A 13,024-nucleotide genomic window follows, 5' to 3' on the forward strand; every position below is an offset into this window, starting at 1 on the left:
GCCTTTTTTCTGAAAGACGAACAATGGCCCCCCAATATGCCGGCAAAACCGGCGCAAGAATAATAACAAAGTACTCCTACAAAATAAGACGAAATACGCCTTAGCCATACAGAAGAAAATAAAACCAGAAGAACTTATCAAAGGCATAGCCAAACCAATGAAACACCCCACTAAACCTTTACTTTATCAACCCCCTCGCAACCTTGTTTTCACTTATAAAATGCCAGATAAAAAGCTGCAAATCCTTATCCACGAAAAAATCACCCAGGCCCAGGGTTGAAATTTCGCCTTGCACAGCACCAGCTATCTTTCCAGCTATCACATCTACCCGATCTGATTTCCGATATAATTTCTTATCCTCAAGAACTTTAAGGATGGCGGACTCTATGCTTTTAACCTGACCTACCTTAATTTGATCAGACTTGATACGACCAGCTTTATCATGGCCTCGCCAACGCCCATTCCCACCCTCAATAGCACGACGCCTTATCTCTAACGAACTACTACCGTAAATATTTTCTAGCGCAACTAAAAACCCTAGAACACGCCTACACTCCTTAACATGATTAGTATATTCTGCATTATATAAATCAAGACTGGAAAGCGCCAAGCTAACGTGTATCGCTTGAATCAGATCCGCCTCTCGGGCCGCACTCCTACCAGGCTTACTTGTCCGACCGAACAAATCATTCAAATATAAATCTAAATCTTCCTGCTCCTTCATAGTTGATATAGCCGAACTGATTATCGACTTAATATATTCAGAGTAAAGCCCATCACCACCATAGCACGCTGAATCTCTACCAAGCACATAACGCACGCGATCGCAGAGCCTATCAAATTTCTCAAGCCATTTTTTTTGCTCTCCATCAAACGACTCTTCAGCAATTTTACGCCTTCGATTCCGGATCCATCTATCCAGAACTCCGAGCGACGCAGAGTCAGACAAAAGCACTTCATGGTCTTCCAACTTAAACACAAGTTCCCAAGCAGTTTTTAGTGTAACCCACTGAAGACCTACAGCTTCTATATCACCACCCAAATAGTGCACAATAAAATTAACGAGCGAGCCACCTTTAATAAAAACTATAGCATCATAACCCTCAATCAATTGAGCGTTCACACCAAATTCTTTATCCAAACATGATTGTACAAGCAGATCTGGCCGGGTATCTGAATCATGTGGCCATCTTAAAAATAAACCCTCACCCGTATTAGCATTCTTGCGCACCAAAATCTCAAAGGAGTCATTGGTAATTAATGCTCCGTAATAGCTCGCATCCGGCACATCAAACGTCATAAGCCCATCCATTCAACCGTAGACCCAGCCTCCCACCGCATCCGGACCCTTGAGGCCAATCACAGGGCCGGCTTCTTCCATGTTCCGAGAATAGAAGGGCCTACACAAGACCGCGACAGCTGCGACAGCTGTCGCAGCTGTCGCGGGAATTAGGTGCTGAGGGAGAGTCATTTTTTACGAACGGGCCTGACTGAAAGTAGCTTTAAGTATCTGATTTTTAGAAGTAATTACCTTTCATCCCACCCCTAGTCGTTACATGCAGGCTGAAAAGCCCTCATCACACACAGGAAAATTAATCAACAAAACAGCTTGCAGGTAAAAAAAAACCGCTAAGCAGAAACCGTGAACTGGGTCCAGCACAGGCATAGCATCGCCTCACCAAATCGGAGGCAAAAAAATGGCTGACAAACACGCATTAGAGGCAATGGCAGTTAAAAAGCATAAAAGCACCCTTCATCAAGGTGAGCGTTATACAAACACGCACAACTCGTTATCCGAGCAGCACCTAAATCAAACAAAAACGCATAAAGAGGAACTATCAAAATCTAAAATAATTCGATTAAGCCAACTTACTGAGATGCTATCGATCTCTCGCTCCTGCATTTACGACTGGCTAAACCCAAGCTCACCACGGCATGACCCATCCTTTCCAAAACAAGTTCGGCTATCCGGGCGAAGCAGTGGAGGAGCAGTCGGCTGGCGATTGGAATCAATCATGGCATGGCTCGACAGTCGCGACTGACTATCAATAAATTCAATACATGAAGCTTTGAAAAACACCGCAAATAGAACCTTATAGAGACACAGATATGAACCAAGAAACCACAAATAAAACAATCCTCTCAGCACTTGATAAGTTCCCCCTACTGAAAGAATTTATTTTTGAAGTAGCCGAAACAACACAAGCTCCGCTTGAGCTAGCCCTAGCTTCGGCCCTTTCAACAATTTCAATGCTATGCCAGCCATTAATAGATGTAAAACGACCAGGGAATATGATCGGACCAGTTTCACTTTTGATCATTAGCATTGCAAGCTCTGGCGAGAGAAAGTCAACAATCGAGAGTATGTTTCTAGGGTATATTCGAGAATATGTAAAGAATGCATTAATCACACACCAGAAAGAACTACTCGCCTGGAGTATTAAATTGGAAGTTTGGGAGGCGCGAAAGCGGAAAATCATCAAAGACATGAGTAACACGCCTCAAACTGAACCAGAATACCAATTACATGAAAGTGAGCTACTAAGCCATCAAGAACTGAAACCTGAACGACCACGGGCATTCAACCCGTTTTACGAAGACGCCACTACAGCAGCCCTTATAAAGGGCATGCGACTTGACATGCCTTGGGCAGCCCTGATGTCTAGCGAAGGGATTTCGGTTTTAAAAGGCGTATTCAATGACTTCGGCAAGATTAATGCATTATGGACCGGAAGCACTATAGACGTATCACGAGCAACAGTAGAAGGCTGTTCACTACATGATGCACGATTGACTTTAGGGATTATGATTCAGCTCGAAGTACTAAAAGAGTATCTAGAGGGCAAGGGGGATCTTGCTCGCTCTGTTGGATTACTATCTCGCGCCTTAGTTTTTCATCCAGAATCGACTCAGGGGACGCGCTTCATAAAGAACAAAACCATCAATAACGCAGTTATCGCAAAATATAACGAGCGGGTGCACAACCTGCTTGAAAAATGCATGCACCGCCTACGCAATACTTCCGAAGAAAAGAAAACTATAAGCTTATCAACTAGTGCAGCTGCGTACTGGACTGAATCATACAACAAGATAGAGTCAGAACTGCAAGTAGGTGGCACTTATGAAAGATCTAAGGATCATGCATCTAAGCTTAGCGAGAATATTGCTCGCGTAGCTGCACTTTTACGTTACTTCGAATTCGGCGAAGGGCTTATCACCCTAGAAGAGCTTCAAGCGGCAGAAAAAATTGTTCTCGAATGCTCCAAAACCTTTCGAAATGAATTTACATTTATGCCCAAGATCATCAGTGATTCAGAAATTTTATTCGCCTGGATTCAATCTAACTGTAAAAACTCGAATATATTTAACTGGGTTGATAAAAACGACATCCTCCGAAAAGGCCCATCAAAGTTTCGAGCAGTTTCGAAACTCAACCCCACACTAGACTGCTTAGTAGCCTCAGGAAAAATAATTGTGAATGATAAAGTCAGACCAGTCCGAATTGAAATAAATCGAAGCTTTTTATAATCCAGTACTTTACCACCGGCCTTGCGCCGGTGTTTTTTTACTTGTAATACGATTCAGATTACCGACCAATCCTCACTTTCCCCATGTATGCCGCCAGCCTCCTTTTTCTGCTCAGCCTGGGACAGTTGGCTAGCTGAAATAAAATGTTCATGGCCGTCTTTCTCGAAAACGAGCTCACCAACTGGCTTAACGCGCATAGCACCTCCCATATCAAAGCGAGGGCTATAAACGAGCTGCTTAGCAGGCACTTCTAAGTTGAGCGCAAGAGTCCGATGACGACCTGGCGGAATGAGCACATTCAGACTGCGGCTACCGGAAATATGTCGGTGTCTGCAATGACGGAAAATCGGGATAGGAAACCCTTCTGCCCGGCAGTGTTCTGAAAGAAGCGTCCCAACGGATCGACCATGATGTACGACTCACTCATGTCGTCGTTGTCCTCGACGCACATCACCTCTCGAAGTGCGTCATGGCGAGCGACGAAGGCGAGAAAGTCTTCGGAGGAAACGGCCAGATCACTGGTTACTACCTGCAGCATGCGTAACACTTTCCATCGGTCTGGCATAAGCGCATGCATGATCGGCGTCATGTCTTCTTGGTGGTTCAGTGCATTGACCACTGTATTAACCTTCAATCGCAGAGCCGAATTCTGCGTCTTTGCGCGGACCAGCACTTCGGAGAGCGAGAGGGTTGCCGACTTTCTGTGCGAGCACGGCATGTCGGTGCCGACTGATCTCATTAAGTGGTCGTATTCGCCAAGAATGGTTGGTGCTCTAGCGGCGCAGCAGGTTGCCGATCGGTTGTTCAACTCCGGTCTGGCACTGCCCAAGCGGATCTTTACCGGGGTGGGTTCTTGCCTGTTCGCTCCGCGCGCGTACGGTCGTCTGGATTTTGACCAAGTAGCTGGCCGCACATTTTGGACAGACCAGCAGCGATACGCTTTTTGTGAGCAGCATGAGGACAAAATCCTCATGCGTGCAGAGTACATGCAGGATGGCTGCGGTCTCGACTACCTCGATATGACCGGCCGGATGTTGATGCTCAACGCGGTAAGTGAGTTCATCGGCTGCATGTACAACATGATGGGCAGCAATCTGATGGAGCCGGCAGTGGGTAAGCCGGTGATGCGCAGTTACAACATGTCCGAAGAAGATCTGGCGTTTGAGCTGCAGCTGTTCCGGCTGTTCCGTAAAGAAATTGAAGGCTCCGATGATGGCTGGGTGGACGTATTACCAGTTCCAGGAAATGCCAACCTTATATTCCTGAAAGGTGCTAACGGCGCTTTTGACTGGGTTGTTCGTGATCAGCGCGACAAGGAGTTTTCCTCCAATCCGCTTTACCCGTTCTTTAATAAGGACGAAGTCCCCAAGGCTATGGACCGGAGCAAGCTGGACGGGCATTTGTACTTTGCAACCGGCACTTGGGCGGAAAAGCTGGAGCACGATGCAGAATCGCGTCATTACGCCGAAGGTGGAACGGCAGCCAATTGGCCTGGTGAGTGGAAAGACTGGTGTAGCGAAGGGAAGCGGCGTTAACTCTACAGTGAGGCCGGAATGCCACATTGAAGCAATCAACGCCTTTTAGCGAATGACCTTTTCTACTTCCATTGAGGGGCCCCATGGGGCCACTCAATGGATAATCTGCGAAGCGGACTGCGCACCGAGGGTGCGGGCAAGTGCGTCCTGTAGCGCAACCGATTTGACGGAGCGCGCAATCTGCTTGGGAATGGGCCGCGACCAACGACTGCGCAGCTCGTCTACAGCACCACGGATGTGGTCGTGATGAAGGCCTTCGATTCGCATGGACCAGAAGCGCTCAGAACCCCAGTCTTCGGTGTTCGGCTTCTCAGTCAGGACATGGACGTCACGCGATGCACGCAACAAATCAGGCATATTCATAGCTCTCTCCAATAAAGCCACGGCAACAAAGCACCGTGCTGCCTCAGGCAACAGGTCATGGTCAGCAGGGATTTGGAGAGAGAGGGCAAGGTCCTTTGAGCTGATCAACTGAGGAGGCAACTGCTCAGCCGTGGTTGCTCAGGCACCACACGCACTCAAGCGTTGGTGAATCTTATTACTGACCATAGCCCGATTACAAGGGCTCGATTGTTGAGGTTTTCGATTCAAAAAAATCTCAACCACACATAACTGCAATGACATCACCACCAAGAAGGTTCGACCCATGTCATTGCACTGCCCTCGCTGTCACTCACCCAAAGTTGCTTCATTCCATCAAGCCATGAAAGTTGGCGCGGCCATCGGCACAGTAGGCGGTGTTGCGCGTGGCGTCAGCGCTGCACTGGCCGGAGGCCAAGCTGGTGCGTTGGTTGGCACTATCGCTGGACCTTTCGGCATCACGCTCGGCTATGTATCAGGTGCCATCCTCGGCGGCCTGGCCGGCGGGGTTGGTGGTTGTGCTCTCGGCGCACAGCTGGGCGATACGCTTGACCGCCACGTATTGGCCCACAACCTCTGCTTGCTCTGCGGTCACCGCTTCAATCTACCGGCCTGATCTGGCCGCACCACACATTTCAATCCATATCGTCCGGACGGTGCTGCGCTGGGCGCGGCGCTTTTTGCCGGCCTGCACCCTAAGGAATCTCAACCATGGCTCATCTCGTCGAAACTATGGCCTACGCTGGCGCTGCTCCTTGGCACGGCCTGGGCAATCAGCTCACGCAAAAACAACCCATCGAAGTCTGGCAACGCGAAGCCGGCATGGACTGGCAGATCCAGGAAAGCCCCGTGCATTTCAAATCGGACAGCATCGGCACACTGGGCGCGATCCACTCGTTCCCAGAGCAAAAGGTGCTGTTCCGCTCGGATACCAAGGCACCGCTGTCGGTGGTTTCTAACCGTTATCACACAGTGCAGCCACGCGATGTGCTGGAGTTCTACCGGGATCTCACCGAGGTCTCCGGCTATGAGCTAGAAACTGCTGGTGTACTGAAAGGCGGGCGCAAATTCTGGGCACTGGCGCGTACCGGGCAGGGTGCTGCAATAAAGGGTAATGACCAGGTAAACGGCTATCTGCTGCTTGCCACATCCTGCGACGGCACCCTGGCCACCACCGCAACGCCCACCACGGTTCGGGTGGTGTGTAATAACACCCTGACCATCGCCCTGGACGGCACCAGCCGCGCCATCAAGGTGCCGCACAACACCCGCTTCGATTCATCGGTGGTAAAGAAACAGCTCGGCATCGCCGTCTCGCAATGGGACGACTTTATGTACCGCATGCGTGCGCTGGCCGAACGCAAGGTGCAGTGGCATGAGGCGCTGGGCTTCTTTATGAACGTGCTGTGCGAGACCAATCCGACCGGTGCACTGCCGGAGGTGCTTCCCAACGAGCGCGCCCTGCGCAAAGTCCAGGAGCTGTATGAAGGTCGTGGTCGGGGCAGTCAGCTCGACTCGGCACGCGGCACCGCCTGGGGCCTGCTCAATTCCGTGACCGAGTTTGTCGATCACGAGCGCCGGGCACGCAGCAACGAGTACCGCATGGACTCGGCCTGGTTCGGCCAGGGCGCGCAGATCAAGCAACGTGCCCTGGACACCGCCCTGCAACTGGTCGCCTGACCGCTTACTTACCCACCCCATAACGCCCGATCAGCCTAGTTGCTGATCGGGCGTTTCTATTTCCGCAAGGTGAACGCAATGACAGCTACTCCGTTGAGCAGCACCAGCAAGCCGCGCCCGGCGCTGCGCTTGATCAGTACCAAGGAACTACCGCGTGAAGATTGGTTGGCGGTGCGCAAGCAAGGCATTGGCAGTTCTGATGCTGGCGCGGCCGTTGGCCTAAATCCCTATAAATCGCAGCTCGAACTATGGATGGAGAAAACCGGGCGTGACACCACATTGCCCAAGGCAGATCCGCACGATGAAGAAAGTCCGATGTACTGGGGCAATGTGCTGGAGCCGGTCGTGGCCTGGCATTACAGCAAGCGTACGAAGAACAAGGTGCGACGCATCAACGCCGTGCTGCAACACCCTGATCCTCAACTGCCCTGGATGCTGGCCAACATCGACCGCGAGGTGATCGGTGCTGACGATGTGCAGATTCTCGAATGCAAGACAGCCGGCATAAACGGCGCACGCCTTTGGAAAGAAGGCGTACCCGAGTATGTGCAGCTGCAGGTGATGCACCAGCTCGCTGTCACCGGCAAGCAGGCAGCGGATGTCGCGGTACTGCTGGGCGGCCAGACGCTGGAGATCCACCGCATCGAGCGTGACGAGCAGATGATTGCTCGCCTGATCGAACTGGAACGCAAGTTCTGGCACTACGTGGAGACCGACACGCCACCGGCTGCTGATGGCTCAGCATCAGCTGAAATGGCGCTCCGCTGCCTCTATCCGGAAGACAACGGCCAGACCGTCGACTTCAGTGGCCGTGCCAGTTTGGCAGCAGCCTTCCTGGAGCTCAAGGCGGTACGCCAATCCATCAGCGAGAAGGAAACCCGCGAAGCCCAGCTCAAGCAGATGCTGCAGCAGGCCATGGGTGATGCCACACGCGCGGAGTTCAGCCACGGATTTATCAGCTGGAAGAAATCTCAAGACAGCAACGTGCTCGATGTTCAAACCATGCTAAAGGACAAGCCCTACCTGCAGGTTCGTTACACCAAACTCAAGGAAGGCAGTCGGCGCTTCCTGATCAGCTAATCCCCCGCTCAACCATTCCCTCCCCCTGGCCAGTACATGCAGTTAGCGCTGCGTGGCTGGCCTTTTTCGTTTGCAGGAGAACCACCATGCTTAAAGGTCTCGCTATAACCCCGCCGGTTCTCGGACGGATTTCTATCGGTAAAGTCATCGAGAAAAACGGTAAACGCCTACCGGAGAAAGATGATCAATTCACCATCACCTCACAGGTGCAAGGTAAGGACGGCTGGCTGCTGCACCCGCTTAATGACGAGCTACGCAAAAGCCAGGAAGACAAACTGCGCAGCATCCCGGTGCGCCTGCTGTTCAACGAACCTGAGCTGAATTTTCGCGCTGACTACACACTGTTTGATCGGCAGTCTGGCCGACCGTTGTGCGTAGGCAATGGCGAGACCTGCAAGCGAATTACCCAGGACGGCATGCAATCACTGCCCTGCCCTTCGCCCGATACTTGCCCACTGGCCAAAGGCGGTGCCTGTAAGCCTTACGGCCGGCTGAACGTGCTCATTGGTGATGACGACCCACTGGGTAGCTTTGTGTTCCGTACCACCGGGTTCAACAGCATCCGCACCCTGGCTGCTCGCCTGCATTACTTCCAGGCCATTTCTGGCAATCGACTGGCCTGCTTACCGCTGGAGTTGCGCCTGCGTGGCAAATCCACCCGACAAAGCCATGGCACGCCGATTTTCTACGTAGATCTCACAGTGCGTAACGGCATGGATATGTCCGAGGCGCTGCTAACTGCCAACGAACTGGACACACAACGGCAAAACGCTGGCTTCGATCAATCCGCGCTGGATGAGGCTGCACACCGTGGCTTTGGCAACGGGGCATTCGAGGACAGCGTGGAGGATGCCGGTGCAGTGATCGAAGAGTTCTATTCGAGCGCGGACACCACCACTGCCAACGTCAAGGGTGAAGTGCTGCAACCAGCTACCAAGTCGCTTGCGGGCAAACTGGAAGTGCTCGCCTCATCAACCAACTGAGCACTACCCCCGATTGAGCCTATCGGCCAGTCGGGCTCTTTCGGAGAGCCGTCATGACCTTGCTTCGATTTCTGCTGTGCCTGTTCATCTTCATCGGCGCACTGGCTGCGGCTGGAGTTCTGGTGCTGAGCATTCTGCTGATGCTGCGTTTTCCGCCGTTGCTGATCGCCGTAGTCCTGGCGTGTTGGATCTTGAACCGCCTGCTCAAGCTACTGCACACGCTCCGCTCAAATCCCCCCACGTCAGATTCCGCGTCGCAGCGGTGACCTCATAAACCTTCATAAGCGGCCTGCCAGGGCGTGGCCGCATTCACTCATCTGGAGAATGAACCATGCTCAGACAGTGTTTGATATGCGAGTCCGCAGCAGTCATGACGCAGGAAGCAGCCATGAGGATTGATGATACTGCCCTTTCTTTTTGTCGATCTCTCCAAGCACCAGGACCGACTGCAGCCGAACTTGCACAGGGTTGGGCCAACCCCACAAGGAGGAATCATCTCTCCGGAAATGGCGAATTGGACGCTGGATGGCCTGGAAGATGTCGTCTAACCCAACGAAAACAGCACACGCTATGATAACCGTCGCAGCCACCCTACCCGCGACGGCCCTGTGACCGGTGTTGCACTCCGAACCAGGCCAGAGCAATCCGTGCCTGGAACACTCCTTCGATACCCGGCCGAACAGGTTCCTTATCGAACCGCGCCAGGCCATCATCGCGAACTTGTCCACCGTAGCGATCATCATCGACGGTGGGCGGTGATACATCTCCTCATCCACGACCATCACAGGCAAACCTGGGTGTGCCTGCTTGCTCGAACGACCACGAGAGAAGTCACAGGCACTTAGCTTGTCGCCGCAATAAATCGTCGTACGCCCGGCGATCTTATCGACCTCAATATCTCTCTTCGGGTCGATCTCCGCTCCGCACCACGGGCAGCCTGTCAGCTGTGCCGGCGAAGCCATTCCGGTCGGGTTTCTCCCTGGGGTACGAATGGCCTCAATGAACTTGTGACTATCCTCAGTGGTACCCGGGGTCACCTTGTTACCAACCCAAAGGCCGATAGTGAACGCGCTCTCACCTAAGTACTTGTCGCCTGCTGCAAGCGCTTCCCGGCGAATATGTTCCATCGCACAGATCAAGGCAGTGGCACGCTGGAACTGTTGCAAGGTCAGCAAACGTAGGGTGTACCGCATGATCACGGCTAGTCCGCGGGATGAGTCGTAGCCACCCAGATTTCCTTGCAGGCGGCGAATCGCCATGGTGAATGCAGCGACACCCAGGTATGCCTCGGTCTTGCCACCACCAGTGGGGAACCAGAGCAGATCCGCATAGGCCTGCAGAGGCTGAGTCCGGTCGGTATGTTTCGGATCGGTCAGCCCAGGCACGGACAACAGCAGGAAGGCCAACTGGAAGGGACGCCAGGAGCGGTTCTTGGGAATATCGAACTCCGTTAGCTCGACAGTGCGCCCGCGACGGCGTTGCAAGGCGAAAGCGCTGTGTACCCGCTGAATTGCCATCGCTCGGTTTGCGAAACGAAATGCTGCCAGGGCATTATCGTCTGTCGCCAGCAGACTCACCCCCTCGCGCAGACGAACCAGAATCGACTCGCAGTGCCCCAGCGCTTCATCGGCCTGCTGTACGTAGCCAGCGGCATCGCTCTCGACACGTGCGTGCTGATCTTCGATCCAGGATGCATAGTCCTCGGTCAGTATCCCGAGCGCGACAACAAGCTCTTCCTTCTTCAGCTCCGCCAGATATTTCATATCCAGCAAACCTTCGTCGACCAGCCTGCGCATCGCCGGCCGGTCCTGCGAATTCAACCCCGGCGTCTCGGTGACCGGCACTTCGTATTGCGGCATCACCGCGGTGCGCAGCTCTACGGCCCTTGCCACGTCTGGGCCAGCCACCGCATGCACTGCAACGCCATGACCTACAGCGAACTCGACCCGATCGCGATAAATCATTTCCAGCGCCAAGCGCTCACGTAAGTCGTCATCATCCGCAGCACCAACATCTGCCTCCAAAGCAGGACGGCGACGGAATATAAGCGTGGAGCAGGCAGGTAACTCGACCCTCGCCAGGGAACGTGCAAGATGAGTAGCCGCGACCACTTCGCCAAAGCTGGCAAGAACACCACCATGGAAGGTCCGGATCAGGGGATTGCCGACATGATTTTCGCAAAAATCCATGAGGTAGCGTGTCTCGCCCTCCACTACCTCCTCCCGCATCCCCAGAAACCGATGGAAGGGCACCGCCGGCACCAGGACCATTGCCGCCTCGGTACAATCCGGTATTGGTCGAACCAACCCCGTCATGCCGCACTCCTATCCGTCGTATCGAAAGCCGGCCCCAAGGTATCGATGGCAAAGGATCCGGTAACCGTGGCAAGCGGCATCTTGTCACCCACCGCATAACCTCGGCCGGAGACAAAGGCCACGCTGTCTGTCCAGCCGATGCATTCGACCACCGCGCGCAGGCCGCTGCCCGCCGGAATGGCACGCAGGTAATCGACGCGCAGGTCGATGGTGGCGATAGGCCGGAGCGAGCGGAGCGCGGAGAAAATGGCCAGTCCGCACGTCGTGTCGAGCAGGGTCACCAGCGTGCCCCGATGCAACGCTCTATGGCCGTCGGCCAGAGTCTCGGAAAACGGCATCGTCATCTCTGCCCTGGCGTCGACCACCGCCACCACGTCGATGCCGAAGGCGTTGAACAGCGGATGCTGGCTGCCGAAAAATGCTTTGGCCATGGCAGCTTGGTCCAGTTCCGGCTTCATATGGGACATGCCTACTCCTCTATGTGCACTGCAACTGCGTTCACTCAATACGTCAGAGCAGCGTCGACATAACGAAGCTCCGCCACCCGTACGGCTTGCAGGGCATCTGCGAGTAGCTCCGTAGGGAAGCATTCGCTCTCGGAGCCTGCTTTCAGCGCTAGCGCCAGCGCTGTCCAGCATCTGGCACAACCTGTCATCAGCTGCGGCAGCTGCAGCTCGCTGATGCGTGGATCAGCCGATGCGGCTTCCTCCAGAAATTCTGCGTACATCTTGCGAAAACCGCCGCCGCCCGTGCCGCGCCGTTCGATGATTTGATAAGCAAAACGCGTCGTCCAGCGCCAGTCGCCCTCGCGTTCCCAGCGGCCAAGATCGGCCTGCCAGGTATCGAGCGCGGCCACGCCGGTATAGGGTCCGCCCTCCAGCAGCAAACGTGCGTTGTGGCGTATGGCTGCCGCCACCCGCTCGACCGAAAGCCGGGTATGAATGGCGGGAGGAGCGAACAGGTTACCGGCATGAAAAAAGGGAGGCAGCTCCGCGAAGCGGGCACGGGCCAAGGCTGCACGTGCCACCGAGATGGGCGCAGGGCGCTCGGTATCCGTCACCAGAATGCAGCCATCCGCCGGCTGGCGCTGCCAGGCCATGATGGCATGGCCGGGAAAATGCGTGCGGCTGGCAAAGTACGGCAGGTGAAAAATATCGGTCAGCAGCAGGGCCGGGCGCCCCTGGTCGAGCAGGCCATCCAGCGCCTGCGCGCCCTCCTCGACCGAGCCGTAACTTGTCCAGGCGAACGGTACGTCAAGCGCCTGGAATACCCGCTCCTCGTATCCGAGCGAGCGCACATGGACCAGAAAGGGTACCGGCGCATCGGGCAGCGTCAGATACGTGATCCCTAGCCCCGAGCCCAGCCCAAAACACATGGCCTCGGTCAGTGTCGTGCCATGGAACTCGAGCAAGTCCCGGATGGCCGAACTCCCGCAATGGCGGCCGGGCCGATGGGGAATGGCAGGGACTGGTGCCATCTCTGCTGCATGTGATTTCATTATCGACTTACCCTTTTTGAAGACTGATGAATAAACTTGGGCTCA

Annotated in this window: 14 protein-coding genes; 8 read left to right on the top strand and 6 right to left on the bottom strand. The window is 54.1% G+C overall.

Annotated features, from left to right (window positions below; genetic code table 11):
- Window positions 1-178 precede the first annotated feature (178 nt).
- Entirely contained in the window at window positions 179-1,300 is a 1,122-nt protein-coding gene (locus tag AAEZ03_RS13035) for a hypothetical protein (protein ID WP_126588958.1), read from the bottom strand.
- Between the two features lie 397 nt (window positions 1,301-1,697).
- Between AAEZ03_RS13035 and AAEZ03_RS13040 the strand changes: the two genes are divergently transcribed.
- Window positions 1,698-2,042, top strand: coding sequence for a helix-turn-helix transcriptional regulator (locus AAEZ03_RS13040; RefSeq protein ID WP_223817932.1), 345 nt, complete (start codon window positions 1,698-1,700; stop codon window positions 2,040-2,042).
- A gap of 67 nt (window positions 2,043-2,109) precedes the next feature.
- Window positions 2,110-3,528, top strand: coding sequence for a YfjI family protein (locus AAEZ03_RS13045; RefSeq protein ID WP_126588959.1), 1,419 nt, complete (start codon window positions 2,110-2,112; stop codon window positions 3,526-3,528).
- A gap of 298 nt (window positions 3,529-3,826) precedes the next feature.
- Here the strand turns inward: AAEZ03_RS13045 and AAEZ03_RS13050 are convergent, their stop codons facing one another.
- Window positions 3,827-4,147, bottom strand: coding sequence for a hypothetical protein (locus AAEZ03_RS13050; protein ID WP_350579200.1), 321 nt, complete (start codon window positions 4,145-4,147; stop codon window positions 3,827-3,829).
- Here AAEZ03_RS13050 and AAEZ03_RS13055 point away from each other — a divergent pair.
- On the top strand, window positions 4,140-5,063 hold the full coding sequence (locus AAEZ03_RS13055) for a hypothetical protein (RefSeq protein ID WP_350579203.1): 924 nt from the start codon (window positions 4,140-4,142) through the stop codon (window positions 5,061-5,063). The genes AAEZ03_RS13050 and AAEZ03_RS13055 overlap by 8 nt on opposite strands.
- A 93-nt stretch (window positions 5,064-5,156) precedes the next feature.
- Here AAEZ03_RS13055 and AAEZ03_RS13060 read toward each other — a convergent pair whose 3' ends face one another.
- On the bottom strand, window positions 5,157-5,426 hold the full coding sequence (locus tag AAEZ03_RS13060) for a hypothetical protein (RefSeq protein WP_126588962.1): 270 nt from the start codon (window positions 5,424-5,426) through the stop codon (window positions 5,157-5,159).
- 283 nt (window positions 5,427-5,709) lie between these two features.
- Between AAEZ03_RS13060 and AAEZ03_RS13065 the strand changes: the two genes are divergently transcribed.
- The 5 genes from AAEZ03_RS13065 (at window position 5,710) to AAEZ03_RS13085 (ending at window position 9,432) form a co-directional block, all read left to right on the top strand.
- A complete protein-coding gene (locus tag AAEZ03_RS13065) occupies window positions 5,710-6,039 on the top strand; it encodes a hypothetical protein (protein WP_126588963.1) in 330 nt (109 codons plus the stop codon).
- A gap of 95 nt (window positions 6,040-6,134) precedes the next feature.
- Window positions 6,135-7,103, top strand: coding sequence for a DUF932 domain-containing protein (locus AAEZ03_RS13070; protein WP_126588964.1), 969 nt, complete (start codon window positions 6,135-6,137; stop codon window positions 7,101-7,103).
- Between the two features lie 78 nt (window positions 7,104-7,181).
- Window positions 7,182-8,183 carry a YqaJ viral recombinase family nuclease gene (locus tag AAEZ03_RS13075; RefSeq protein ID WP_126588971.1) on the top strand — a complete coding sequence of 334 codons (1,002 nt, stop codon included), beginning with the start codon at window positions 7,182-7,184 and terminating at the stop codon, window positions 8,181-8,183.
- A gap of 86 nt (window positions 8,184-8,269) precedes the next feature.
- The gene (locus tag AAEZ03_RS13080; protein ID WP_126588965.1) at window positions 8,270-9,166 is read left to right on the top strand and encodes a recombination directionality factor; all 897 of its coding nucleotides are present in this window, start codon (window positions 8,270-8,272) and stop codon (window positions 9,164-9,166) included.
- A 53-nt stretch (window positions 9,167-9,219) separates the two neighbouring features.
- Window positions 9,220-9,432, top strand: coding sequence for a hypothetical protein (locus AAEZ03_RS13085; protein ID WP_126588966.1), 213 nt, complete (start codon window positions 9,220-9,222; stop codon window positions 9,430-9,432).
- A 102-nt stretch (window positions 9,433-9,534) separates the two neighbouring features.
- Here AAEZ03_RS13085 and AAEZ03_RS13090 read toward each other — a convergent pair whose 3' ends face one another.
- From AAEZ03_RS13090 to AAEZ03_RS13100, 3 genes are read right to left on the bottom strand one after another with little or no spacing between them, the layout of a single operon-like run.
- The gene (locus AAEZ03_RS13090; RefSeq protein ID WP_198717401.1) at window positions 9,535-11,481 is read right to left on the bottom strand and encodes a hypothetical protein; all 1,947 of its coding nucleotides are present in this window, start codon (window positions 11,479-11,481) and stop codon (window positions 9,535-9,537) included.
- The gene (locus tag AAEZ03_RS13095) at window positions 11,478-11,948 is read right to left on the bottom strand and encodes a PaaI family thioesterase (RefSeq protein WP_025167099.1); all 471 of its coding nucleotides are present in this window, start codon (window positions 11,946-11,948) and stop codon (window positions 11,478-11,480) included. Before AAEZ03_RS13095 ends, AAEZ03_RS13090 begins: the two co-directional genes overlap by 4 nt.
- A 35-nt stretch (window positions 11,949-11,983) precedes the next feature.
- Window positions 11,984-12,979, bottom strand: coding sequence for a BtrH N-terminal domain-containing protein (locus tag AAEZ03_RS13100; RefSeq protein ID WP_232925853.1), 996 nt, complete (start codon window positions 12,977-12,979; stop codon window positions 11,984-11,986).
- Between the last annotated feature and the right edge of the window lie 45 nt (window positions 12,980-13,024).

The sequence above is a fragment of the Pseudomonas sp. HY2-MNA-CIBAN-0224 genome, assembly GCF_040310285.1.
Classification (GTDB): Bacteria; Pseudomonadota; Gammaproteobacteria; order Pseudomonadales; family Pseudomonadaceae; genus Aquipseudomonas; species Aquipseudomonas helleri.

What these genes read in the sequence shown, in the direction of transcription:
- AAEZ03_RS13035 (WP_126588958.1), bottom strand. Translation starts at nt 1,300, where the DNA reads ATGACGTTTGATGTGCCGGATGCGAGCTATTACGGAGCATTAATTACC.
- AAEZ03_RS13040 (WP_223817932.1), top strand. Translation starts at nt 1,698, where the DNA reads ATGGCTGACAAACACGCATTAGAGGCAATGGCAGTTAAAAAGCATAAA.
- AAEZ03_RS13045 (WP_126588959.1), top strand. Translation starts at nt 2,110, where the DNA reads ATGAACCAAGAAACCACAAATAAAACAATCCTCTCAGCACTTGATAAG.
- AAEZ03_RS13060 (WP_126588962.1), bottom strand. Translation starts at nt 5,426, where the DNA reads ATGAATATGCCTGATTTGTTGCGTGCATCGCGTGACGTCCATGTCCTG.
- AAEZ03_RS13065 (WP_126588963.1), top strand. Translation starts at nt 5,710, where the DNA reads ATGTCATTGCACTGCCCTCGCTGTCACTCACCCAAAGTTGCTTCATTC.
- AAEZ03_RS13070 (WP_126588964.1), top strand. Translation starts at nt 6,135, where the DNA reads ATGGCTCATCTCGTCGAAACTATGGCCTACGCTGGCGCTGCTCCTTGG.
- AAEZ03_RS13075 (WP_126588971.1), top strand. Translation starts at nt 7,182, where the DNA reads ATGACAGCTACTCCGTTGAGCAGCACCAGCAAGCCGCGCCCGGCGCTG.
- AAEZ03_RS13080 (WP_126588965.1), top strand. Translation starts at nt 8,270, where the DNA reads ATGCTTAAAGGTCTCGCTATAACCCCGCCGGTTCTCGGACGGATTTCT.
- AAEZ03_RS13085 (WP_126588966.1), top strand. Translation starts at nt 9,220, where the DNA reads ATGACCTTGCTTCGATTTCTGCTGTGCCTGTTCATCTTCATCGGCGCA.
- AAEZ03_RS13090 (WP_198717401.1), bottom strand. Translation starts at nt 11,481, where the DNA reads ATGACGGGGTTGGTTCGACCAATACCGGATTGTACCGAGGCGGCAATG.
- AAEZ03_RS13095 (WP_025167099.1), bottom strand. Translation starts at nt 11,948, where the DNA reads ATGTCCCATATGAAGCCGGAACTGGACCAAGCTGCCATGGCCAAAGCA.
- AAEZ03_RS13100 (WP_232925853.1), bottom strand. Translation starts at nt 12,979, where the DNA reads ATGAAATCACATGCAGCAGAGATGGCACCAGTCCCTGCCATTCCCCAT.